The organism is Halobacteriovorax sp. (assembly GCF_041587335.1).
GTDB lineage: Bacteria > Bdellovibrionota > Bacteriovoracia > Bacteriovoracales > Bacteriovoracaceae > Halobacteriovorax.
Genome location: NZ_JBFGYP010000001.1, coordinates 37,549 through 60,125, shown reverse-complemented (window position 1 = coordinate 60,125; position 22,577 = coordinate 37,549). Strand labels below are relative to the sequence as shown.

22 protein-coding genes and 1 pseudogene are annotated in these 22,577 nt (G+C 35.6%); 9 read left to right on the top strand and 14 right to left on the bottom strand.

Going from position 1 to position 22,577, the window contains the following annotated elements; translation table 11 throughout:
- Positions 1-22: 22 nt before the first annotated feature.
- The 3 genes from ABX784_RS00275 to ABX784_RS00265 form a co-directional block, all read right to left on the bottom strand.
- A complete protein-coding gene (locus ABX784_RS00275; protein ID WP_372651218.1) occupies positions 23-1,279 on the bottom strand; it encodes an ectonucleotide pyrophosphatase/phosphodiesterase in 1,257 nt (418 codons plus the stop codon).
- A 111-nt stretch (positions 1,280-1,390) separates the two neighbouring features.
- Positions 1,391-1,621, bottom strand: a complete 231-nt coding sequence (locus ABX784_RS00270) for a ferredoxin (protein ID WP_372651216.1) — start codon at positions 1,619-1,621, stop codon at positions 1,391-1,393.
- Positions 1,622-1,636: 15 nt separating this feature from the next.
- The gene (locus ABX784_RS00265) at positions 1,637-3,124 is read right to left on the bottom strand and encodes a SurA N-terminal domain-containing protein (RefSeq protein WP_372651214.1); all 1,488 of its coding nucleotides are present in this window, start codon (positions 3,122-3,124) and stop codon (positions 1,637-1,639) included.
- Between the two features lie 150 nt (positions 3,125-3,274).
- On the opposite strand from ABX784_RS00265, the gene mreC reads away from it, so the two are divergent.
- From mreC to ABX784_RS00235, 6 genes are all read left to right on the top strand, one after another.
- Positions 3,275-4,159 (top strand): rod shape-determining protein MreC, encoded by an 885-nt coding sequence (gene mreC, locus ABX784_RS00260; RefSeq protein ID WP_372651212.1) that lies wholly within the window; start codon positions 3,275-3,277, stop codon positions 4,157-4,159.
- Positions 4,156-4,689 carry a hypothetical protein gene (locus tag ABX784_RS00255; RefSeq protein ID WP_372651210.1) on the top strand — a complete coding sequence of 178 codons (534 nt, stop codon included), beginning with the start codon at positions 4,156-4,158 and terminating at the stop codon, positions 4,687-4,689. Before mreC ends, ABX784_RS00255 begins: the two co-directional genes overlap by 4 nt.
- Positions 4,689-6,668, top strand: a complete 1,980-nt coding sequence (gene mrdA, locus ABX784_RS00250) for a penicillin-binding protein 2 (protein WP_372651208.1) — start codon at positions 4,689-4,691, stop codon at positions 6,666-6,668. Before ABX784_RS00255 ends, mrdA begins: the two co-directional genes overlap by 1 nt.
- On the top strand, positions 6,665-7,777 hold the full coding sequence (gene rodA / locus ABX784_RS00245) for a rod shape-determining protein RodA (RefSeq protein WP_372651205.1): 1,113 nt from the start codon (positions 6,665-6,667) through the stop codon (positions 7,775-7,777). The genes mrdA and rodA overlap by 4 nt, the downstream gene beginning before the upstream one ends.
- Before the next feature lie 119 nt (positions 7,778-7,896).
- Positions 7,897-8,169 (top strand): hypothetical protein, encoded by a 273-nt coding sequence (locus ABX784_RS00240; protein WP_372651203.1) that lies wholly within the window; start codon positions 7,897-7,899, stop codon positions 8,167-8,169.
- A gap of 75 nt (positions 8,170-8,244) precedes the next feature.
- On the top strand, positions 8,245-8,730 hold the full coding sequence (locus tag ABX784_RS00235) for a MarR family winged helix-turn-helix transcriptional regulator (RefSeq protein WP_372651201.1): 486 nt from the start codon (positions 8,245-8,247) through the stop codon (positions 8,728-8,730).
- A gap of 4 nt (positions 8,731-8,734) precedes the next feature.
- Here the strand turns inward: ABX784_RS00235 and ABX784_RS00230 are convergent, their stop codons facing one another.
- The 7 genes and pseudogenes from ABX784_RS00230 to ABX784_RS00200 form a co-directional block, all read right to left on the bottom strand.
- Positions 8,735-9,238, bottom strand: coding sequence for a rhodanese-like domain-containing protein (locus ABX784_RS00230; protein WP_372651199.1), 504 nt, complete (start codon positions 9,236-9,238; stop codon positions 8,735-8,737).
- Between the two features lie 95 nt (positions 9,239-9,333).
- Positions 9,334-10,242 carry a hypothetical protein gene (locus ABX784_RS00225; RefSeq protein WP_372651197.1) on the bottom strand — a complete coding sequence of 303 codons (909 nt, stop codon included), beginning with the start codon at positions 10,240-10,242 and terminating at the stop codon, positions 9,334-9,336.
- Between the two features lie 17 nt (positions 10,243-10,259).
- Positions 10,260-10,937: a hypothetical protein gene (locus tag ABX784_RS00220; RefSeq protein ID WP_372651195.1), complete on the bottom strand. Its 678-nt coding sequence runs from the start codon at positions 10,935-10,937 to the stop codon at positions 10,260-10,262.
- Positions 10,938-11,002: 65 nt separating this feature from the next.
- Positions 11,003-12,307, bottom strand: coding sequence for an HD domain-containing protein (locus ABX784_RS00215; protein WP_372651193.1), 1,305 nt, complete (start codon positions 12,305-12,307; stop codon positions 11,003-11,005).
- Positions 12,297-12,566, bottom strand: a complete 270-nt coding sequence (locus ABX784_RS00210; protein ID WP_372651191.1) for a glutaredoxin family protein — start codon at positions 12,564-12,566, stop codon at positions 12,297-12,299. The genes ABX784_RS00215 and ABX784_RS00210 overlap by 11 nt, the downstream gene beginning before the upstream one ends.
- Before the next feature lie 641 nt (positions 12,567-13,207).
- Positions 13,208-13,288, bottom strand: a pseudogene (locus ABX784_RS00205) (histone protein); the annotation flags it as partial.
- Between the two features lie 190 nt (positions 13,289-13,478).
- Positions 13,479-16,145 carry a pilus assembly protein TadG-related protein gene (locus tag ABX784_RS00200; protein ID WP_372651189.1) on the bottom strand — a complete coding sequence of 889 codons (2,667 nt, stop codon included), beginning with the start codon at positions 16,143-16,145 and terminating at the stop codon, positions 13,479-13,481.
- Positions 16,146-16,561: 416 nt separating this feature from the next.
- Here ABX784_RS00200 and ABX784_RS00195 point away from each other — a divergent pair, with 416 nt between their 5' ends.
- The 3 genes from ABX784_RS00195 (at position 16,562) to ABX784_RS00185 (ending at position 19,000) form a co-directional block, all read left to right on the top strand.
- Positions 16,562-16,990, top strand: a complete 429-nt coding sequence (locus ABX784_RS00195; RefSeq protein ID WP_372651187.1) for a hypothetical protein — start codon at positions 16,562-16,564, stop codon at positions 16,988-16,990.
- A gap of 209 nt (positions 16,991-17,199) precedes the next feature.
- Entirely contained in the window at positions 17,200-17,658 is a 459-nt protein-coding gene (locus ABX784_RS00190) for a single-stranded DNA-binding protein (RefSeq protein WP_372651185.1), read from the top strand.
- A 166-nt stretch (positions 17,659-17,824) separates the two neighbouring features.
- Entirely contained in the window at positions 17,825-19,000 is a 1,176-nt protein-coding gene (locus ABX784_RS00185) for an HD-GYP domain-containing protein (protein ID WP_372651183.1), read from the top strand.
- A 39-nt stretch (positions 19,001-19,039) separates the two neighbouring features.
- On the opposite strand, the gene secG is transcribed toward ABX784_RS00185, so the two are convergent.
- The 4 genes from secG to gap form a co-directional block, all read right to left on the bottom strand.
- A complete protein-coding gene (gene secG, locus ABX784_RS00180; protein ID WP_372651181.1) occupies positions 19,040-19,393 on the bottom strand; it encodes a preprotein translocase subunit SecG in 354 nt (117 codons plus the stop codon).
- A 95-nt stretch (positions 19,394-19,488) separates the two neighbouring features.
- Positions 19,489-20,229, bottom strand: coding sequence for a triose-phosphate isomerase (gene tpiA, locus ABX784_RS00175; protein ID WP_372651179.1), 741 nt, complete (start codon positions 20,227-20,229; stop codon positions 19,489-19,491).
- A 9-nt stretch (positions 20,230-20,238) separates the two neighbouring features.
- Positions 20,239-21,444, bottom strand: a complete 1,206-nt coding sequence (gene pgk, locus ABX784_RS00170; protein WP_372651177.1) for a phosphoglycerate kinase — start codon at positions 21,442-21,444, stop codon at positions 20,239-20,241.
- Positions 21,444-22,460: a type I glyceraldehyde-3-phosphate dehydrogenase gene (gene gap, locus ABX784_RS00165; RefSeq protein WP_372651175.1), complete on the bottom strand. Its 1,017-nt coding sequence runs from the start codon at positions 22,458-22,460 to the stop codon at positions 21,444-21,446. The genes pgk and gap overlap by 1 nt, the downstream gene beginning before the upstream one ends.
- Positions 22,461-22,577 lie beyond the last annotated feature (117 nt).

Genomic DNA, 22,577 nt, shown 5'->3' with positions numbered 1-22,577 from the left:
GTTTTACACTAGTGCCTTTTTTTTATTTCAATAATTCTTTTGAATACTTTATTGTTCCATCAATTGTATGGTTAATTTTTAAATCTAATAATTTTGCAATCATTGGATAGAGGTCAATATTGTTAATGGTTTTGATTTGAAATGAATCTTTAAAATTAGGTCCTTTAGCATAAAGTATCGAATGCATATCCATTCCTTCATATTGTGACCATCCATGATTTCCTTTTGGAAGACTTCCCTTTGTTAGACCAATCGACCAGTCTCTATTTGCTATACAAACAAAGTCCCCAATTCTATCACTATCTCTAAAGTTTAGCTTTTTAGGAGTGCTGGCTTTGTCATAACATTTAAAATGATCAGCATTTCTGTTAATTCTTTCTAAAAGAGATGTCGTATTTGTTTGAGGGTTATCATTCATGTAGAAATGAACAATAGGCCCACTACCAATAACTTTGTAACTCAGCTCTATTTCTTCTTTTAGTTCATTACTTGCAATAAGCTCAAATTTTTTAGGATCTACTTCTGCCATTCCATGATCTGAGACAATAATGATATTGATTGGAAGGTTTAATTTTGAAAGCTCTGTATTTAGCTTTTCAATTGATTGATCAACTTTAAAAATAGCATTTTTCACTTCATTTGAATTTGGACCATACTTGTGACCTGCGCTATCAACATCGGAAAAGTAAAGAGTTGCGAGGTGAGGTCTTTTGTCTTCCGGTAGCTTGTACCATTTAAGTACAGTATTTATACGGTCCTCATGTGGTGTACTGTGATTATAAGTTAAGTAATAACTTGGTAGAAGACCATCAATTTCAGACTCTGATCCTGGCCAGAAATATGTGGCCGTCAATAAGCTCTGCTCTTCAGCAAGAACCCAAATAGGCTTTGCTAGATAAAACCTAGAGTCTGTAACAGCTTCTCTATTTCTAAGTGAATACTCTTCCCTCATTGTTGGGGCATAGAAGCTATTTCCAACTATTCCATGGTTAACCGGATAGCTACCTGTTGCTAGTGAAAGGTGATTGGGAAAGGTCTTAGTAGGGTATGAAGGTCTAAGACTCTTTACTGATGCTCCAGACTCTTTAAATTGCTTTAGAAACTTTGGGCCATACTTATCAGTATAGTCCCATCTGTACCCATCAATTGAGATAAGTAGAACATAAGGCTTTTTCTGTGTTTCAAGACTATTACTTCGGTTATTTGAAGTATGATAATTCTTACTGGTTGAACATGATGCTAATGTTAGAAGGATAGCTAGAAAATTTATAAATTTCATTATAGGTCCTAGTTGAATGAATGGTTAAATTATTATGAAGAGAAAAACTTGAAATTGAAAGTAATCTAGAGACAAAAAAGGGATAGTAGAACTATCCCTTGTCATTATTTATTATCCGTCTGCGCCTATGGCCTCTACGGGGCAAGCTTCTAATGCTGAATTACACATTTCGAGTTCTTCATCATTAGAAGGTTGTTTTTTCACAAATGCATGACCATCGTCATCATTCATTTCGAAGAAATCTTCAGCTTCCATAATGCATGCATCACAAGCAATACACTGATCATCAACATAGAACTTTCCGTCAACGTTTAGATCCCACTTTGCTGATTTTTCTGCCATTTCTTCTCCTAAAGTCTATAATACGCCAAAGTCTTTTACTGTAACACTGGCCTCAAGATCTTTTAATATGTCCTGCTTAAGCTTTCTAGAAAGAATATTTTTAAGCGAAGTATTCGCTTCTTCAATTTCTTCTGTATTTGCCTTGTCTTTCTTATCAAATTTTGACGATTTTACAACGACAATATTGCTCGCTCTATCGAAAGTATAGGTTTTGTCTTGATCAATTCCTGACTTAAAGATTTCATTTAAGTTAGCTGCTTCAAGCTGAATTTGACCAGTTGAACCGTCTAGCTTGTTGATTTCTTTCGATGATTCAATTTTTATTCCATATTTTTTCTTTAGTTTGTTCAGTTTACTAGTTGAGCTTGCAACCTTTAAAACTTCTTCAGTAGCTTCTTTAGCAAGAGCTTCTAGTTCTGTATTTTTAGTATTTCTTATTAGTTCACTTGCAAGAGCATCTTGATGATCTGCCAATGTAGCTAGCTTTTCTTCTTTTTTATCTTCAACAAAGATTATGTGATATCCAAAAGAACTTTTGATTGGTGAAGATATTGTACCTGGCTTCATTGAGAAAGCGGCCTTATCAAATTCTGGAACCATCGCTCCTCTTGGGAACCATTTAAGATCTCCACCTGTTGATTTACCTGCTTCTTCTTCAGTATGCTTCTTAGCTTCAGAAATGAAGTTTCTTGTTGTTAACTTTTTACGAAGAGTAGTTATTGCTTTTAGCTTTTGCTTGTCGTTTTTACCATCTGTCTTAAAAAGAATGTGTCTTGCTTTTACTTGCTCTTTTTGATCTAAAGAAGATTTTCTATCATTAAATAAAGAACTTACTCTGTTAGAGTTAGTCTCTTCTGCAAGATATTTTGTAATTTCTTCTTTAGAAACCGAAATCTTCTTTCTTAGAGCTTCTTTATCTATTTCAATAATATTAGCTTGGATTTTTTGGTCCTTAAATTTATTGATGTCTTTAAAGTAAGATTCTGAAATTGGCATTGAAGTAAAGACTGCATCAGTAGTAGTTCCTCTTACTTGATCAGAAATAGTCTCTTCAAACTGAGTAGGGTTCATGCTGTTTGCTGCAAGAAGGTTTTTGTATCTGCTAATGCTAAATTGTCCGTTTACCTGAAAGTAAGGAAGTTTTTTAATTTCTGCCTTAACCTCTTCAGAACTTGGGATAACTCCAATTTTATCTCCTAGTATTAAAGTAAGCTTTAATTGAACTAGGTTTCTAAGAGCTGTTTCCTTTATACGGAACTGTTGTATTTGTTGAGTTGTTAAATCTTTACCACCAAAAAGGCCACGATAGAACTCAAGCTGTCTATTGTACTCTCTTTGATAATCTTCGATACTAACTAATTCGCTACCAACCTTGGCAACAGAGTTAGGAGAAGTTGTCATACTTTGATATCCCGTGAACATGAAAGACACAACAATTAAACCAATGAAGATAGTCACAAAAATACTTGAAGATTTTTTTGGAGTAGTTTCATTTTCAGACATAGCGTAAAATCCTTTTAATATGTTTATTTTTTAAAAGCATATTATTCCACGGACTTATTAAATCCGTAAAGATTATTGGCAGTTGAAGCTTAATTAGTTACTCTTTATATGACTTCTCGTTGTAAATAATTAAACTCAAGGATGGGCCAAGTGAGAATTGGTGAAGGAGAAGGGCAGAAAACTAAAATAATTCTCAATGTCTTAGTTTGTGCAGTAGCGTTATATGGAATTTCTACTAGAGATTTTACGCAGCACAAAACAAGCGCTTTTGAGAATGTAATGATAGATTTCTTTGCTCCTATTCAAAAAAGTGTAACTTTCGTACAAACTAGTTTTAATTCAGTGTTTGAGAACTATATTGCTAACGTTAATGCTTCTAAAGAAAATGAAAAATTAAATATGAAGCTTTCAGAGATGAATAGCAGACTCTTTTCTTATAAAGAAATGGAGTTGGAGAATGTTCGTCTAAAAAAGCTTCTCGATTTTGGTATTGAACTACCTTATAAGAAGATTTTAGCTCAAGTTGTTGCGCGTGATGCGTCGAGTGATTTTCGAGTTCTTAGAATTAATAAAGGTCTAATTGATGGTTTGAAGCTTCAGTCTACTGTGGTTACTGGTGAGGGCCTAGTTGGTTTTGTTTACAGGCTAACTGATCACTTTGCAGATGTACTTACTATTCTTGATCCTAATAACAGAGTTGATTCATTAGTTAAGAGGGTTAGAGCACACGGTATTGTTGAGGGTGATTCTGACCGCCAGTGCTTAATGAAATATGTTAAAAGAACTGAACCTATCATTCTTAATGATGAGATTTTGACTTCAGGTTTAGGAAATCTTTATCCAAAAGGAATTCTAATAGGAAAAGTTTCTCGAATTGAAAGAGAGTCCTATGGGATGACTCAAGATGTAACAATCTCTCCAAGTGTAAATTTTGGAAAGTTAGAAGAGGTGATTGTTCTAGTCTCTGATAGTGATGAGAAGAAAGATCTAGAGTGGAATGCTTTAGATAGTAACTCAGAGGAGAAGGATAAGTGAAAACTCAAATAAAGGATATCATTGTACCTCTGATCATTACTCTTTTGATCTTGATCGTATTGGAGATTATTTCTACTGCTTTACTTCCAGCATTTGGAGTTCAAAAGTATATAATTCCATTTAATATCTTAATCGTACTATATTTAGGATTTAAGTTAGAGACACCGTATCTTTCAGTAATAATTTTAATTGTTCAGTATTTCCATTCATTCTTTTCAATTGAAGGATGGGAGTTAGGAACTATTGCAGGTGTCTTTATTTGTATTGTTATTTCTTACTTAAGAGATGTTCTACACTTTTCTTCGGCCATCATTACTATTACCGTGACTCAAATATTCCAGCTCGTTTGGTTTTTCACTGTTTCATTTCTGTTTTATTTAAAGACTAATAGTTTTTCATTGATAGTTGAGAAGATGTGGAGATTTATCCCTGAGAGTATCGTTATATCACTTCTTGCACCATTTTTCTTTGCCATTCTAGACCGTATTTGGAGCTCTGGTGGTGAAGGAATGCTTGGGGACGATGCTTAATGTTTGGTGAAGATGATATCGTACGTTCACATAAGGGTAGGGCAGTATTAATTTTTAATATTGTAATAGCATGTTTTGTTATTATTTTAATAAGACTTTGGTACTTACAAATATATAAAGGTGATGAGTTCTATAAGTACTCAGTGCAAAACCGTCTTCGTAAAGAAACAGTGAAAGCTCCTAGAGGAATGATATTCTCTCGAAATAATGAACTACTAGTTCATAATGTACCTCGTTTTGATGCAATCATTGTTCCGCAGTATTTAACTAATAAGAAAGAAACTCTCTCAAAACTAGCTAAGATTTTAGAAATGAGTGAGAAGTCAATTTATGGAATCTTAAAGAAAAACTCATACCAAGCTAGATATAGACCAATCATTATAAAGAAAAATATATCAAGAAAAGAAGTTGCTGTTATTGAAACGGAAAACTCCAAAATGCCTGGAGTGAGTGTTCAGACATTTATTTCTAGAGAGTATGCAGATAAAGAAATTGGAAGTCATGCCCTAGGATATATTTCAGAGATCTCTCAACAACAACTGCCGACCTATCGTGAGCGAGATAATTTCCATTATAAACTTGGAGACTTCATCGGACAGGCAGGAATAGAGAAAAACTTCGACCTAGACCTTAGGGGTGAAGATGGTTATCAATTTATGGAAGTTGATGCTAGAGGAAGAATGAAAAGGCTTATAGGTGGAAAGAACCTTTTCGCCGGAATAGAGAATAAGCCGGCCACTCCGGGAAATAATATTCGACTGACAATTGATAGAGACATGCAAAAAATGGCCTATGATACTCTTGAAGGCAAAGTTGGTGCCGCTGTTGCTGTTGATGTGAATTCAGGCGAGATTCTAGCGATGGTTTCTAGACCAAGTTTTGATCCAACAGAATTCTCTAGAGGTTTAACTGCAAAGTACTGGAAGAAGCTTAGCCAAGATGAATTTAAGCCAATGACAGATAGAACAATTCAGGAACATTATTCTCCAGGTTCAACTTTTAAAACTTTTACAGCAATTGCAGCTTTAGAAGAAAAAATAATTACAGCGAATCAAGAAATCAATTGTCCTCCTACTTTTAGGTTAGGGAGACGAGTTTTTCATGACTGGAAAAGAGGTGGTCATGGACTTACCGATGTATATAAATCTTTAAGAAGATCAGTGGATGTATATTTTTATAAAATAGGTGTGAAACTAGATATAGATATTCTTTCTGATTATGCTAAGCAATTTGGTTTTAGCTCTAAGACAGGAGTTCCACTTCCTCGTGAGATACCTGGTTTACTCCCTTATAAAGAGTGGAAATTGAAAAAGACAGGTGAGCCTTGGCAAAAAGGTGAAACTCTTTCATGTGTTATTGGACAGTCTTATGTTCTAGCAACACCGATTCAGTTGGCCATGGCATATGCAACTATTGCTAATGGTGGAAAGCTTCTACAGCCTTATTTACTAAAAGAAATTTTTTCTAGTGATGGAACAATAAGAAAGAAGTTCTCTCCAAAAGTTGTAAATACAGTCACAGTTAGCCAAGAATCTCTAGAACATGTGAAAAAAGGACTTTATCAAGTTGCGAATCATAGAAAAGGAACAGCGTGGTGGTATAGAGGACGTGGTATCCGTATGGCCGGAAAGTCTGGTACTTCACAAGTTAGATCAATGACAAAGAAGGAATTATTTTCAAGATGTGTGGATATGCCTTATAAAGACAGACACCATGGAATCTTTGTAGCATTTGCTCCGTTTGATAATCCAAAGGTTGCCGTAGCTGCAGTTGTTGAGCATGGTTGTTCTGGTTCAGGAGCTGCTGCACCAGTTGTTCGAAATGTAATTGAAACATATATGAAAAAATATGAGCCTGAAACTTATGCCAAATACGCAAAAGAAGATAAGGAAAATGCTCGTCGAATCTATCTAAAAGAAAAGAAGATCAGAGATGAAGCAGCTAGAAAATTAAAAGAGTCGACAGAGGATGACGAATGAATACGTCTGCAATTTTAGAAGCACTTAAAAAATATGATTTTAGTTTTTTTGGTATATGTGCTGCAATATTTCTTATGGGTGTAGTTAATCTTTACTCGGCAACACATGCTTCTGTAAGTTCTCACATGGCCAATCTCTATAAAGTTCAAATTGGCTGGTACCTAGTGTCACTCCTGATTGGAATTGTAATTAGTTTTATCCAACCAAAGAACTTCTTTAGGTTCTCCTGGTTAATATATGCGGTGAATATCTTTCTACTTGTCTTAGTTTTAATTCTTGGTCACAAGGGGATGGGTGCACAGAGATGGCTTGTTATTGGACCCATTAGGCTACAGCCTTCAGAGTTTATGAAAATGTCCTCTATCTTGGTTCTGGCCAGGTGGTATGCTAAGAGTGACCCAGATAAGGAACTAGGACTAAAGCAGTTAATTCTTCCTTTCTTAATCGCTTTTGTTCCTACACTCTTAATTGTTGTCGAGCCTGACCTTGGTACTGGTCTACTTATACTTTTAATCTTCTTTGTAATTTCATTTTATAGAAAGTTGAAATGGAAGACTATTGCTATCCTCGCAATCATCGGCGTGATTAGTGGTGGGGTTATGTATCAGTTTGGCCTTAAGAGTTACCAAAAAAGAAGAATTGTTACCTTCTTAAATCCTGCAGCTGATGCAAAAGGTTCTGGTTACAATGCCATTCAGTCTAAAATTGCTATTGGCTCTGGTAAGGCAATAGGTAAGGGCTTTAGAAAGTCATCCCAGGCTTCACTTAATTATCTTCCAGAGAACCATACAGACTTTGTCTTCTCTATCTTTAATGAAGAGCATGGCTTTGTAGGATCACTCTTTTTGATTACTCTATTTATTGTTCTATTTTACAGGTTTATCTGGCTCGCGCAGTCAGTTCCCAGGATCTATGAGTCCATTGTTATCATAGGGATTATGTCTATTTTCTTCTGGCACACCTTTATTAATATGGGGATGGTGACAGGACTAATGCCAATTGTTGGGCTTCCTCTTCCATTAATGAGTTACGGAGGATCGAGCTTGATGACCTTCGGAATATGCTGTGGAATTGCAACATCGATAAGTAATTCAAGAAATCTCTTCTAAATTTAGCTATTTAGTGGAGATTTCTCTCCTTGAAATGACCACATATCACTAAATGGCACGCTCCTTGCTTTTATATAGGTATAAAAATTTTAACTACGTAATATCAAAAGGTTATGCCAATGAAACTGACTAGAGTCTTATCAGCTGTATTATTCTTATTCATATCTACTTCTGGAGTTACTCATGCGGCCTCCTCTTTTATGCAAGTGAGAAATAGTCTTTGGGTTTTTGGTGTTAACAATTCTCCAACGACAGAGGTTGAAATGGTCCAACAGGGGATAATTCAATTATCGGAGCAATTCGATACGCCTGATCAAGGGGATGTTGCTTTGCAGCAGTCTTCAGAAGTCCCTGAGGAGCTTGATTTGGCCATTGCAAAGTTTGAGTCTTAGGCTTGACTCATTAAGGTGAGCGTAGTTATATAGTCTTATAAACATACTATAGTTGGTATGTGATAGGTAAGGCTTATGAAAAGAGTTTCAAATATTGGTAGTTTACTGAAAAGACTCTACAGAATGTATAATTCTCAAATGTTGTCAGTTTTAGAGTCGAGAGGCTTTACTGACTTACGTCCAAGTTTCCTAGAAGTACTTCTTTATATTTGCGAGAATGAAGGACCATCGATTAAAGATATTGGTTCTGGTTGTGGTTTAAAGAAGCAGACTATGACAAGTCACTTAAATGAACTTGAGAAGCGTGGTTATATTTTTAGACAAGTTAATACATCAGATAAAAGAGAGCAGAAAATATTCTTAACTGAGTATGGAGAGAAGTTTAAACTAAACCTCTTTGAGTGCCTCTCTAATATTGAGCAGAGTTATTCATTTCTAGTTGGAGAAGTAGAGATGGATAGAATTGAGCACGTATTAGAGAACTTTCATCAGAGACTTACTACAAATCAAATTCAAAGAAAGGCCTCTGAGGCATTTCAAAATCTAACGCTAGATTTCTAGAGTATTAAATTACCGCTATATCTTGTTCTGAAAGTGAGGGCCAAAATCTGTGCCCTCCTGAAACATTATTTAAATTAAAAAAACCTTTCTTGATTAGTAATTCACACGCTTGAATTGATCTTAATCCCTGTTCTGAGAAAACTAAAATAGGTGTTGTTTTACTATTGATCTCTGGATATCTCGTAGCGAGTTCTTCAAGAGGTATCTTTACGCTTCCTTCAAGTTTCTTCTTAGATTGATAGTCGGCCTTACTGACATCTAAAATGAGAAAGTCTAGATTTGGATTTTGAAATATCTCAAATGCTCTTTGAGGAGAGAGGTCATTGTATGGCTTACCCATGAGAATATTTGAATCATCAATAAACTCACCATTTTTAATTCTAATTAAATGATTTCTTTGCAGAGAAAGTGAGAACTCTAGTTTCTCATCTATTCTAGATATATTTTTTTCTATATTGCTCAGTCTATTGTTCATAAACTCTAGCATCTGAAACATTTTTAAATCCATTATACTTCCTCTTTTATTCAATACTCACTTGGTATTATATAAAAAAGAGGGGGGACTATGGAATAAGGCAAGATATCCCAGAGGTATTTACTCTATTAAAAGACTGGGTAGAAGTTACCAAAGTTAATATTTCCAGTAATAACAGTAGTTAAGAAGCAAGAAGTGAAGAATATAGACCCTTCATAAACACCATAGCCAATCTCTGCTGAAGAGTCTGAGCCAGTGACTTTATTTTTATTATCTAAATTAAAGTCATCTTGAAGCTTAAATATGAATATGAGTCCACTTCTAAATATTGGAATTATAATTAGAGCAAGAATTAATTTTAAAATTACATGAATTGAATACCATTTAATATTTAGAAGTTCATGGTCAAATGAAGAATTGATAACAAGCGCCCATCCCCAGATAAACCCGAGATAGGAAATTGCCACAGCTAAGTTTTTTTGAACCAGTAGTCTGTTAAATGAGAGTTTAGATATTAGTGAAAAACTCTTAGTTGAAAATCCAAGCAGTACCATCGCGAGTAACCAGAGAAATAAAAGAATAATTACAGATGACTGTGATACTGAAGAGACACCTTTTAGAATGTAGGCTACAGCAATTGAATTTGAAAAAGATATAAGAGCGTAGGATATGTTCTTTCTTTTAATAATTTCATCATGATACTCAAAATTATAAAGAACAATACTTTCAATAATGTATATAGAAACAAGGTAAATGAAACTGATAAGAGTTGCATGAATAAAGAAATCTATAAGCACTAGGTAGAACTTGTCGGACATAGTGAAGTAGAACTCTGAAAAAATGATTCCAATACCTATGAGTCTAGAGAATAAGTGGATCGTATCTGCAGAATTTTTTGAAGGAAAAAAACGTTTAAAGATTTGAGTTCTTGAAGATGGGTACAGAAAACTATGTGCATACTTATAAAGAAATAAGATTCCACAAAGGAAAAGTGTAAAAACGATTCTAAGTATTAGCTTATCAAATAATTCATTCATATCTTTTTATCTCAATATTAGTTATTCCAGTTTGGTATGTGGAATAAACGATCTATACGTTCTCTAAAGTCTGTTTTTCTTACTTCTTCATCTTTTTCTTTTTCTAGCTTCATCTTTTCTTCTGATAGCGTGCCATTAGTACCAAACTCATTTCTTTCACCGTAGTAAGGCTTATCATGCTCTAGGTAGGCATTGGCTGTGTTAAAGAATTGCTCAGTGGCCTTAAAACTTCCCCAACTAAAAATAGCTGGAAAGTGTCTATAGGCCCTGTGGAAGATCCATTCCTTATCCCCAGAGTTTTGCATTTCCCAGTGTCCATATGCTGGGTCTCCAACGTATAGAATACCTGGAGGCATTGCTATCATACTCTGTGTATTCTTCTTTTCACCTCTTCTAAAGATGGACATACCGAGGTTGCCTTTATTTTTTTCCCAAAATGAGTAAGATGTTCGTACAATAATTGTCTCAGGATGCTTAAAACCATGAACAATTTTATATTTTTGAAAATACGTCTTAATTAAAAAACCAGTTTGAAAGCTATCTAGGAGTACTATAGAGATTGGTGCCCCAAAGAAGAAGCTTGGAAATACTTTTTCATTAGGAATATATGGAGCTCTCTTTTCTGATGGAGAAAAGCTTTTCGAAAGACCAAGGTAGATCAAGATTAATAATATATAGACGGAAATTTTATTCATTTAGTTTTGCACCTTGGCGCTTGAGAGTTTTCAATATTATCTCCCAAGCGAGGGTAACATTCAAGTTAAGACCGAATAAGTCTTTCGATCTCTTTCTTCTGAGATTCTGTAACTTTATCAAGGTTACAATGTAGTCTATTTATTGAGTGAGAGGCAGAGAACTTAGTAAAAAGGTCAGTTGCTTCATCAATATCTAGATATTCTTTCTTCTTATTTCCATGTGTTTTTCTAACAACTTTCATAGAATACTTGTTTGAAGAATTACCTTCATTGTAATACTTAGATAGTCTTCCTTTAGATGAACATCTGATGAAGTCAATATCTTGTTCCTCAAGGTACTTTTGAACCTTTTCAAGGTGAAGAGCTTGTTCAGAGTTGAAAGATTCAAATATTTTTTGAGGAATTTTATTTTTTACAATAGATTGAGCATATTCATTGTCACTATTTCTCATGATTTTCATTAAGTAGTGATCATCGTGTTCAATATATTTTTCAATATCCGCCGGGATAGAGTACTCGCCTGGAGCTGTCTTAAAATAACGGAAAAGTAGTTGCTCTAAACAGACGGCTCTATAGTGGAAGTAAACCATTACGAACATATGGTATCTACTAAGTAGGAAGTCATCAAATGTAACAACCGCTCTTTCTGATATTCCTAGGTATGCCTTATTATCAATTATAGCTGGTTCTAGATTATCTAGGAGCCAGTCAAGGTCGTAAGATCCATAACTAACGCCACAGAAGTAGCTGTCTCTAAGTAAGTAATCCATTCTGTCACAATCGAGCTCACTTGAAACAAGTTGGTGTAGGATTCCAAAGTAGTCTACACCATCAATAGTAAAGTACGTAGCGTCGTCAGTATCACCTCTGATAAGATCAGCAATAAACTTTCTCTCTACTCCAAAGCTATTTTCTACATCAGTAAATGATTCAGCAAATGAACTGTCAGCAATCGCTTTAATTGTGTAGTCTTCATGTGTTGCTTGGCGATCAGAATTTTGATCCTTTTCACTAAGAAATCTATTAGGAATCTTAAGCTCTTTTAATGAAGGCATTACTGATTCTGTTGAATGTGAAAGAGGGGCATGGCCAATATCATGGAGTAGGCAAGCAAGTTTGAAAGTCTCTTTTAGCCTAGCAAAGTCTTTATGATTTGCTTTATCTTTAAAGAGTTTATCAAATGCTTTATCACCAATATTCATTACACCAATAGAGTGAATAAATCTTGTGTGGGTTGCTCCAGGAAAAACATACTCGGAGAAACCAAGTTGTTTGATATTTCTAAGTCTTTGAAAGAAGTCATGCTGAATAATTGCAATTTCTTCGTCTAGGATATGAATTGATCCATGAACTGGGTCTCTAACTTCCATTTTCTACCTTATGCCTTTTTTGTAGCTTTGATTGATTACTTCTTAACCATTCCATTATGTCTGATGATTCAAACATTGGTTTATTATCAATATATAAGCATGGGACAGTTCTTCGGCCAGTATCGCTAGTTAACCTGTTTAAATGCTCAGTTGATTCCTGAATATTACAATATTCTACATGAACTCCAAGTTCATCTATTGTTCCAAGTACATACTGGCAAAAAGGGCATCCATCATAGTAAAAAAGTTCGAGTTTCATTATTAAATTACCTTATTTTATCTTAAAAAAAGAAGGCCCCTAATAAGGGGCCGAGCTTATTATACTTTTTTTTCTTTTGAGTCTTTATCAAGGCCTTTTGCGTAGAGTTCATCTTCATCAAAAGGATTTATTTCATCTTCGTCTTCAGGCTTGTCAAACTCATCATTATAACCCCAACCGTAGCCAAAGTTTCCTGTTTCATCTTCTTTCTCGTCATCAGGATTGTAGTCATCTAGAGAGTCTGTGTTGTTTAATGGTTTTTCTTCAATTTCAGCTGCTATTTCTGGAGCTAGGTCTTCTTTTACTCCTGGAATTTGAACTGTTTCAATTTCCTTATCTTCTTTAACAAAGATAGCTTCAGATTCTTTAAGGTCATCATTTAGTTGTAATTGATGCTCTCTTTTATATTTTTCAATGGCCTCTTCTTTAGTAAGTCTTTTTGGCCCTGAATCCTTAACTTCTTTTTCTTTTTTTACTGTTGGTGTATCAGCTTTCTTTTTCGCTACTTTTTTAGCAACTTTCTTTTTTGCTACTTTTTTTGCAACTTTCTTTTTTGCTACTTTTTTAGCAACTTTCTTTTTTGCTACTTTTTTAGCAACTTTCTTTTTTGCTACTTTTTTAGCAACTTTCTTTTTTGCTACTTTTTTAGCAACTTTCTTTTTTGCTGCTTTTTTAGCAACTTTCTTTTTTGCTGCTTTTTTAGCAACTTTCTTTTTTGCTACTTTTTTAGCAACTTTCTTTTTTGCTACTTTTTTAGCAACTTTCTTTTTAGTGGCCTTTTTAGCAACTTTCTTTGCGACTTTTTTCGCGACTTTCTTCTTAGCCATTAGGAGAGTCCTTTTTTATGTATTTAATTATTATTTATATATTTTTTCTGAGTATATAAAGAAAAAGAGACTTTTTTCAAGAAAATTAGTGTGTTAATTCACCAAATTCACTTAATTGTCCGTTTTCAAGCTCATTAACTATCTTCTTACTCAGCAAGTCACTTGGTATTTTAAAACTAACACTTCCTGTACTACTACCAGCTGCTTCGGAATAAATCGGTTTTTCTTGATAAGTTCCTTGTCCACTTTCTGCAAAAGCTCTCATTGCCACTAATTTAGTTGAGTAATAGTTCCTCTTGGCGCTTAAAATAGTACTATAAACATTAAAAGGGTGGAGTAGCTCTCCTTCGTCATTTGATCCTTGGCGCTTACCTGGAACAAACGCTGTTAACAGGTCCTTATTTAATAATGGAGCTTGATAACTACTACCCGCATTCGGTTTTACATAGCTTGTTTGATAATAGTACTTATAAACTTCTCCACCATTATCACTTTCAGTCTTTATATAATCTCTAACCATTTCTGCAAGAGGCTTTATATCGCATTGAGTACTTCCTCCATTGAAGAATTGATTAAATCTTGCGGCCATGCTCAATGAGTCACAATTGCTATAGTTATCAATTCCTGCCACTAGAGGGTAGATCGTTTCAGCTGCATTCTTATAAGTATCAGTACCTCTAGAAGGAGTAGCTGCAATTGACTCGGCGACTTCTTTTAGTGAGTCTAGATACTTTTCAATTGCTGATTCATTACTCTGCATAAAGTTTTGGATAATGGAAATTATAGCGTCTGGTGTAGTGTATAAAGTATCACTTCCCCATAGCGGCCCAAACAGTTGATAAAGAGTATTTCCTGTTATTGGATTTTGTCCCTTGGCCTTAACTACTGGATAAGCTGAAAGTTTCTCAGGATTTGAATCACCTTGTTCAAAGGTTGGAATCATATAATTAAGAGCTTCATATCTTGTTGGCTGCCTAACACTTTCAAGAGCACTCTCAATTTCTCCTGCTGTCACAATCGTTGGGTCTGTAACTTGTAGATGGCTAGCAAATTTAGAATATTGTTTTGAATCGTATAGACCTAGTTCTTCTAATGGCTCAGCAATCGCAGAAGTTGTTTCTCTAATTGTTAGAATTGCACCTTCAGTACTTGTAGTATGTTGAGATAAATCTCCATAATTAGCATAGTCATAGAGAATGTTTGGAATTCCAAATTTTACATCTATTCCTGCAGATGGGGATCCTCCAATTACGGAAGTCGCACTCTGGACCCAGAAGTTTTGATTATTAGGAATTGGTCTTCCGGCCTTGAATGAACCAGGAGGAACTAGTAAGGCAGATACATACGGCAGAGTTCTATTTTGTGCGTTTTCAACTCTTGGAATTAGAGTCGAAGCATTCTCATCACCAAAACCAAAAAGCATTGGACCAATTCTTCCACCAAAAGGTTTTGCAGAAGCATATGCTTGAAGTGTTACACCATTTTGATCACTAAAAGGGTAGAAGAGACCAATGAAGTTCGCTTCACCTTTTACAGCGTAGTAAGTTAAAACTTTAGGATTCTTAACATATCCAAATAGGTATCCAGGAACAGGTAGACCTGTTTTCGTTGATCCACATGCAGATTCAACAGGTGTTGTTCCTACAATTGATTGAATGGCCTCTCCACTATTATTTGTAACCATTGTTGTATAGAAAGTAACAAGGTTAAGTGGGTACGCGATAAGGTCTAAATAACTTTTTTGAGAAGGGTTGAAAGAAGTAGAGCCTAAGTTTATATTTGGACTCGGTGGCATGAGAAGCCTACTAAGTGTTCCATTTTTTGCATCAAATATTTTAGGCCTTAATTCTGTCAGTTTAAAAGATCCACTAAACTCATCTTTTATTTCTCCTGATTTATACGCACCACCTGAAAGGTTTCTAAATGCAGACTTAAAAGCTTTTATAGGTCTTTCATTATATGGGTTACCGTACGATCCCCCTCCGCTTTCACCAGCAAGACTTTCTACACTAGTACATCCTGCGCTTCCAAAGCAGATAGGATCATCAACTGGAGGTCTATTTACTAGGGCCTCAAGATTTCTCATTCTTAGGGCAAGCTCCATGGCCTGTATCCAAGCACCTGGTCTGTGTGTAGCAGCTGCAGGTGTATCGCTAAAGAAGTCTTTCTTTATTCCATATGCCCAAATCATTGCACTTGCAAAATTCTTTACTGACTTTGCTGAGCAGTTATCTGCTTTTATTTTAGCAATAGTATTTTCAAAACTCTCGTGTTGCTCATCAATACCTACTAGCCCTGGAGCTTCAAATCTAGGTAGACCAGGAGTTGAGACAAGTTTACAAATATCTTTTGATCCACCAAACGCCATACATGTAGAAGGAAGGTTATAAGGGTCTACTTCACTAGAGCCCGGGAAAGGTTGAAGTCTGAAACTTGCTTTACTTTTAGCGAGAACATTTGCCGGCTGTAGTTGACTACTAAGTCCTAGATGACCAAGAACATAGTACTTGAACATCCACTCTTTATAAGTGTTTCTCATCTCCCAGTTCATGTAGGAGATATTTGAAAGTTGCCTTGCTTGAACAGCTGCTCCCGACCAGGCGGCAGCATCAACAGCGTTTTGAAGGTTTACTTTTGCTTTTACAAATAGTCCTACATTTATAATGAAGGCCATCATCGTAATGATGATTACCATTATTATACCTAGGAATATACTGAGTTGGCCTTTCTCGCCTCTGTAGATTTTTTTCATTGGTCTTTATATTAGCACTATAAGATAGCGATAAAAAAGCTCTGTTATACAATTTGTGGGTATTTATTGCCGGGCTCAGCTTGTTACCAGTGGCATTTATGGAATGCTTCTTTGGCACCGGCCTATTGTGAAATCAATAGATTGGGCATTGCGAAACTTGGAATGGTTCTTGATATATAGAGGGTAGGCTTTGCTGAGTAGTCGGAAGCAAAGCGTGGAACGTTGGATGACGGCTTATCCTACCAACTAGTTTTACTTTCTTAGCACTTCGGTGCGTCTAAAACACGTCTTTCTCCGGTGGTCGTGGGGCCATCGGGGGTCTTTATTTGCGGTGCGTTTGGCACTTTTTACGCTCTGATATAAAGACAGTTTTATTGGTAGAATAACTGGTAGTAACTCTTTTGGAGAGAATGTGAATGAGTAGACCCGACTGGCAGCCACTAGAATATAGAACGTTTAAACATAAGAATCCTAAGATGGAATTCTTTTGTCCTCTGTGTGGAACCAAGAGAGCTTTTCACTCGACTCCTAGACTTTCACTAAAGAACTACGCCCAGCTCACATTGTGCTCTGTCATTGCTGGTGCAATCTTTTATCCTTTGATGGGAAATCGCTCTTACTTTATTTTCTTTATATTTTGGGCCTTATTTGAAGCTGCCGTTAGGATGAACTTTAGAAAAGAAATCCCCTGTCCACACTGTGGTTTCGATGCTTCTTGGTATAAGAAGGACGTAAAGATTGCTCGAAAGATTGTTCAAGAGTTTTGGGCCGATAAACGTCCAAATCCTGATATGAAAGAAAAGCTCGAAGAGTTTGATGAAGACGGTATATCTGTCAGAAATTAATAACGCATATGCTAGTTTTAGACTAGATCCTCAAAAGAGAATTCTTATTTCAATAACTTAGAAACTCCCTTCTATGACTCGTCTTTGCTCATAATAAAAGCAGAGAAAAAATCTTTTAAAAGAGATATTTTCGTAATATTGTTTGAACGATACAAACACACTTAGCATTGATGAGAAATATCGTAGTACTCATCATGAAGGGAGAAATTATGAGTGTAAATAAAGTTATTATCTTAGGACGTTTAGGGACTGATCCTGAATTAAAGTACACACCATCTGGTGCAGCTGTATGTAACTTCTCTGTAGCAACTTCTGAAGGTTGGACTGACAAAAGTGGTCAGAAGCAAGAGAAGACTGAATGGCACAGAATGGTTGTTTGGGGAAAAACTGCAGAGCTTTGTAATCAGTACCTTTCTAAGGGAAGACAAGCTTACTTTGAAGGTTCACTTCAAACAAGAATGTGGGAAAAAGACGGACACAAGAATTACACAACTGAAATCAACGTAAGAACTGTTCAATTTATTGGTGGTGCTCAAACTGGTGCATCTCAATCAAGAGACAATAGTAACTCTCAACAATCTGCTCCTTCTCAGGACAACAGTGCGATGAACCAGAACTATGACATCTCAACAGATTCTAACTTCACAAGTGATGATATACCGTTTTAGGCCGTAAATAGAAAATAAGTAAATGATAAATATTGAACCCGCTTCGTGCGGGTTTTTTTATTTAATGAGTAATGAAATCAGTATATTAGAGCAGAGTCTTGTCTAGCGAATTCCTTAAAGAATATAGTTTTAGAGCCGAAAAGTTATATAATAAAGTAGGGGTTATATGTCTAAAATACTAAGGCTAAAAAATACAAGTTTCTTTTCTGTAGGGTTTGATCTTATCACGCTAGATAAACCAATGACCTACGACTTGTATGTTAACTCGTCTTCTCACTCGGCCAATGAAAAATTTGTTCGTATTTTTCCTGTAAATGGCATTTTAACTTCTGAAGACATTTCAACTTTTAGACGAAAGTATCATCAACTTTATATCTCTGAAGGACAAAGAGATATGTACTTAAGAAGCTTATCTGGTTGCATCGGTATTGAGGATGTTCAAAAAACAGAGATTATAAAAGACTCAGCCATCCATTACCTCGATACAATTTTTGACCCTACAAAAGAATTCTCTAATGAGGTTCTAACTGAGACGATTAATGGTTGTAGAGATTCTGTAGAATCAATGGTTGATGTCATTAAGGATTACGATGTAAAGCAAGTACAGAGTCTTATTGGAGACCTAAGCTTTCATGATTTTTATACCTATGATCATTCAATAAATGTTTCGATGTACTGTATCTCATTATTTAAAATTGTAAGACCAAAGGCCGCAAGAGAAGAGATTGTTCTTGCTGGACTTGGTGGCCTTTTACATGATCTTGGAAAAATTAAAATACCGACACATATTATAAACAACTCTGGAAAACTAGATGATGAGCAGTTCTCAATGATCAAGAAACATCCAAAGTTTGGGTTTGATCTACTTTCTTCAAGTGAGATTGATTGTCCAGGAGTTGATTTTTCAATTGTTAAAAGAATTGTTCATGAGCATCATGAAAACTTTGATGGCACAGGTTATCCATCAGGTTTAAAAGGTGATGAGATTCATCTCTTGGCCCGTATTACTGCTATAGCAGATTTCTTTGATGCTGTTACAACGAAGCGATCATATCATGAGGCCCTAATTCCTGAGGAAGCTCTAGGGATTATGTCTCGTAGTGTAGGGAAGAAGATTGATCCAAAACTCTTTGAAATATTTTCTAATAATATTTCTCAAGTCGTTAGTAGAGTTTATAACAAAGAACTACCTTCTGACTTTGATCCTTGTCAGCCACATGACGTTCTTCCTTTTAAGAAGATTGAGCCGAAGAAACAGCAAAGTAACTTCTTTAAAAAAGAAGAGCAGAATTTTGGTAAAGTTGCTGTTGATGAGGGCGGGAAAAAGAAAAAGGCCTCATAAAAGGCCTTTGATCTTATCTTTAATAATTTCTACTTAAAATTATTTCTTAGTTTCTTCCGTAGTCGCTTCAGGAGCTTTTGTCTCTTGAGTCGTAGGGATCATTGCATCGTTATTTAGTGGGGCAGCTATTGGAGCTTCACCATCTAATAATGAAGAAGATGATTTTGTAGATTGAATCTTAGCTAGTAAGATTGAGTTTCCAAGAAATAGAACCGCTAAAATAGTAGTCATCTTTCCTAGAATATTTCCTTGTTGGCTACCTGTAAAAGTAGAGTCTCCTCCACCACCACCAGACATAAGACCGGCTTCAGCACCCTTTCCAAATTGGAGAAGTACTAGAATGATAAGTAGAACTGAAATAACAATATGGAAAATCATTAGCGAGTGAAACATAATTTTAATACCTTATAAAATCTTAATAAATTGTATCTACTTAAATATCAAATAAATATCAGCTTTGGCAAGAGAACGCGCATTGTCAATGAACGTTATTTGCTTAATTCACATAATTCTTTGAAGCTTTCACCTTTTAAAGAGGCTCCACCTACTAATGCGCCATCAATATCCTCATTTTCAAGTAAACCTTGGATATTGGCCGGCTTAACACTACCTCCGTAAAGGATTGGTGTTGCTTGGGCCTCAAGTGCCTCAACAGCTTTAAGCTCTCCTCTTAAGAAAGCATGTACCTCTTGAGCTTGCTCAGGGCTTGCCACTTTCCCAGTTCCGATTGCCCAAACTGGCTCATAAGCGATGATAATATTTTCTTTATCAGTTGCACTGATGTCTTTAAGGCCATTTAGCAGTTGGCTTTTAAGAATAGACTTAAAGTCGCCAGACTCTCTCTCTTGGAGAGTCTCACCAACACAAAGAATAACTTTTAGCTTATTCTCTAGTGCTTTTAAAACTTTTTGATTTAAAAGGAGATCGTCTTCTTTGAAGATAGCTCTTCTCTCTGAGTGGCCAATTATAACAAAATGGGCACCAAGATCTTTTAAAGATTCTGGGCTGAGCTCTCCAGTGAATGCTCCTGAGTTATGGTTGCTACAGTTTTGAGCACCGACTTTAATTGTGTCGGACTTAGACTGTAGCATGCTTAGGTGAATTGCTTGAGGAGCAATCCACGCTTCACAGCTGAGATTGTTCATAGTGAGAATAGTTTCAGTGAAAGCATTTATATCTGCCACACTTTGATTCATTTTCCAATTTCCTACAATATGAACTTTTCTCATTTTTAATCCTTAGTTTAAATCAAGACCAAATTTTAGTGCCTGTATTCCTGGTAGACTACCTTCTTCTATAAATTCAAGAGAGGCTCCACCACCTGTTGATACGTGAGACATCTTACTTGCCAGTCCTGCTTTTTGAACAGCACTTACTGAATCTCCACCACCTACAAGAGTAAAGGCATTTTCCATTCTACTTAAAGTCTTAGCAATTGCCAGTGTTCCCTTTGAAAAGTCTTCGTTTTCAAAAAGACCCATTGGACCATTCCAAAGAACAGTAGCAGCTCCTGCTAGTTTTTGATTATATAAGTCAATTGTCTTAGGACCAATATCAAGACCCATTTTTCCTTCTGGGATATCTACTTTCTCACAGATCTCTGGTGCTCCACCAAATTCGGAAGAAACAATATGATCAATTGGAAGGATGACTTTTGACTTACTTGAACTCATAAGAATTCTCTTTGCCAGTGCTATGTCAGCATCAGAGCAAAGTGAGTCTGCAACCTGATGTCCTTTTGCCGCTAGAAATGGGTAGGCCATTGCTCCACCTATAATCAGGTGGTCAACGTTAACAATTAGTCTTTCGATAATTTTAATTTTATCTGAAACTTTTGCTCCACCAACTATTGCAACAAATGGTGTCTTAGGCTTATTTGTGATTTTTAATAATGCTTCAATTTCTCTTTTCATTAAGAAACCAGCATAGGCCTTCTTCTTAAAGTAAGCATTGATGATATAAGCTGAAGCATGCTTTCTGTGAGCAACACCAAATGCATCATTCACATAAATATCAGCATAGCTTGCAAGAGATCTTGCGAACTCTGGTGCACCAGCTTCTTCTTCTGGGTGAAAACGTAAGTTTTGAAGAAGAATTACTCTCGACTCATTTAGGCCAAGTAGAGTTTTAATACCTCTGTCTAAACAAGACTCAGTAAGTAGGACATCTTCTTTTAGCTTTTCAGCAAGGTGACTTGCTACAGGCTCAAGAGAGTAGTCTTCATTTACTTCACCCTTAGGTCTACCTAAGTGACTCATTAGAATAAGTTTTTTAACACCATTATCAAGAAGATATTGAATAGTCTCAAGGGCCATATCAATTCTTGTTGTATCAGTGATTTTTGAACGATCAGATTTATCTAAAGGTACATTAAAGTCAAAGCGAGCAATAACGACTTTGTCTTTAAGTTCTTCAGTGAGTTCGTCTATATAGTGAATTGCCATTACAATTGTTTCCCAATGAATATAGCTAAGTCAATAACTCTGTTAGAGAAACCAGCTTCGTTGTCATACCAAGTTACAACTTTTACATTTGTTCCATTAAGAACATTTGTAAGTCCTGCATCTACACATGAAGACTCTCTCATTCCCATATAATCTACAGATACAAGTTCATCTTCTTCGTATCCAAGGATACCTTTTAAAGAATCATTTGCAGCTTCTTTTAATACAGCGTTTACTTCTTCTTTTGTAACAGCTTTCTTTAAAGTAACGTTTAAATCAACAAGGGAAACATTTGGAGTCGGAACTCTAATTGCAAAACCATCAAGCTTGCCTTGAAGCTCTGGAATTACTAGTCCTACGGCCTTTGCTGCACCAGTTGTTGTAGGGATCATTGAAACTGCAGCTGCTCTTGCTCTTCTTTTGTCAGAGTGAGATGAGTCTAAAATATTTTGATCACCAGTATAAGAGTGAACAGTTGTCATGAAACCTGATTCAATTCCAAAAGAGTCATTTAAAACTTTTGCAACTGGAGCTAAACAGTTTGTTGTACAACTTGCATTTGAAATAATGTGGTGATTTTCTGAGTCATAATCTTCGTTATTAATTCCCATAACGAAAGTACCATCAAGGTCTTTACCTGGAGCACACATAATAACTTTCTTAACAGTTCCACTTAAATGTTTTCCAAGTCCTTTTTTGTCTTTGAAAATTCCTGTTGCATCGATAACGATATCAACTTTGTCATGTGACCAAGGAATTTCAGAAGGATCTTTATATTTATGGAAAGTAATCTTACTTCCATTAACATTTAAAATATGATCATCTTGAATTGAAATTTCTGCATTGAATTTTCCATGAACAGAATCGTATTTAAGTAGGTGAATGTAGTCTTCAGGATGTCCTGGACTATTTACAGCTACAATTTCAAATTCTTCAATTCCACGATTAAAAAATTCTCTTAGAACTGTACGACCAATTCTTCCCATTCCGTTGATTCCAACTCTTATTTTGGACATAGTGACTCCGCGTTATTTTAAGGTATTATAATGTTTAGGACTATGCCATAAATACATGCACTTGGGTAGTTCTTTGATCAATAGTTGAATAAATGACTCGGAATAAAAGTGGTTACT

Coding starts and splice junctions, on each gene's coding strand:
- ABX784_RS00275 (WP_372651218.1), bottom strand. CDS start 1,279: ATGAAATTTATAAATTTTCTAGCTATCCTTCTAACATTAGCATCATGT.
- ABX784_RS00270 (WP_372651216.1), bottom strand. CDS start 1,621: ATGGCAGAAAAATCAGCAAAGTGGGATCTAAACGTTGACGGAAAGTTC.
- ABX784_RS00265 (WP_372651214.1), bottom strand. CDS start 3,124: ATGTCTGAAAATGAAACTACTCCAAAAAAATCTTCAAGTATTTTTGTG.
- mrdA (WP_372651208.1), top strand. CDS start 4,689: ATGTTTGGTGAAGATGATATCGTACGTTCACATAAGGGTAGGGCAGTA.
- rodA (WP_372651205.1), top strand. CDS start 6,665: ATGAATACGTCTGCAATTTTAGAAGCACTTAAAAAATATGATTTTAGT.
- ABX784_RS00240 (WP_372651203.1), top strand. CDS start 7,897: ATGAAACTGACTAGAGTCTTATCAGCTGTATTATTCTTATTCATATCT.
- ABX784_RS00235 (WP_372651201.1), top strand. CDS start 8,245: ATGAAAAGAGTTTCAAATATTGGTAGTTTACTGAAAAGACTCTACAGA.
- ABX784_RS00230 (WP_372651199.1), bottom strand. CDS start 9,238: ATGGATTTAAAAATGTTTCAGATGCTAGAGTTTATGAACAATAGACTG.
- ABX784_RS00225 (WP_372651197.1), bottom strand. CDS start 10,242: ATGAATGAATTATTTGATAAGCTAATACTTAGAATCGTTTTTACACTT.
- ABX784_RS00220 (WP_372651195.1), bottom strand. CDS start 10,937: ATGAATAAAATTTCCGTCTATATATTATTAATCTTGATCTACCTTGGT.
- ABX784_RS00215 (WP_372651193.1), bottom strand. CDS start 12,307: ATGGAAGTTAGAGACCCAGTTCATGGATCAATTCATATCCTAGACGAA.
- ABX784_RS00210 (WP_372651191.1), bottom strand. CDS start 12,566: ATGAAACTCGAACTTTTTTACTATGATGGATGCCCTTTTTGCCAGTAT.
- ABX784_RS00200 (WP_372651189.1), bottom strand. CDS start 16,145: ATGAAAAAAATCTACAGAGGCGAGAAAGGCCAACTCAGTATATTCCTA.
- ABX784_RS00195 (WP_372651187.1), top strand. CDS start 16,562: ATGAGTAGACCCGACTGGCAGCCACTAGAATATAGAACGTTTAAACAT.
- ABX784_RS00190 (WP_372651185.1), top strand. CDS start 17,200: ATGAGTGTAAATAAAGTTATTATCTTAGGACGTTTAGGGACTGATCCT.
- ABX784_RS00185 (WP_372651183.1), top strand. CDS start 17,825: ATGTCTAAAATACTAAGGCTAAAAAATACAAGTTTCTTTTCTGTAGGG.
- secG (WP_372651181.1), bottom strand. CDS start 19,393: ATGTTTCACTCGCTAATGATTTTCCATATTGTTATTTCAGTTCTACTT.
- tpiA (WP_372651179.1), bottom strand. CDS start 20,229: ATGAGAAAAGTTCATATTGTAGGAAATTGGAAAATGAATCAAAGTGTG.
- pgk (WP_372651177.1), bottom strand. CDS start 21,444: ATGGCAATTCACTATATAGACGAACTCACTGAAGAACTTAAAGACAAA.
- gap (WP_372651175.1), bottom strand. CDS start 22,460: ATGTCCAAAATAAGAGTTGGAATCAACGGAATGGGAAGAATTGGTCGT.